This window comes from Carboxydothermus pertinax (assembly GCF_001950255.1).
GTDB lineage: Bacteria > Bacillota > Z-2901 > Carboxydothermales > Carboxydothermaceae > Carboxydothermus > Carboxydothermus pertinax.
In genome coordinates this window covers 1-231 of sequence record NZ_BDJK01000041.1, presented here as the reverse complement: position 1 = coordinate 231, position 231 = coordinate 1, and the positions used below count along the sequence as shown (strand labels likewise).

General features: G+C 49.4%; 1 pseudogene. It reads right to left on the bottom strand.

Annotated elements, in window-relative coordinates:
• Nucleotides 1-222, bottom strand: a pseudogene (gene istB, locus cpu_RS09210) (IS21-like element ISChy4 family helper ATPase IstB); the annotation flags it as partial.
• Between the last annotated feature and the right edge of the window lie 9 nt (nt 223-231).

Here is a 231-nt window from a genome sequence, read left to right as displayed (position 1 = left end):
TATGTTGATTATATGGGCATGGTGTAATAGCCTATCCAACACTGCAGTGGCAAGCACCGGGTCTCCCATGAGCTCCCCCCATTCCCCAAAGCCTTTGTTGCTGGTGAGGATGATGCTCCCCTTTTCATACCGAGCACTAATTAGCTGGAAAAAGAGGTTTGAGCCAAGGCCATCTAAAGGGAGATAGCCCACTTCGTCGATAACAAGGAGCTTGGGCCTAAGTTAGATCCT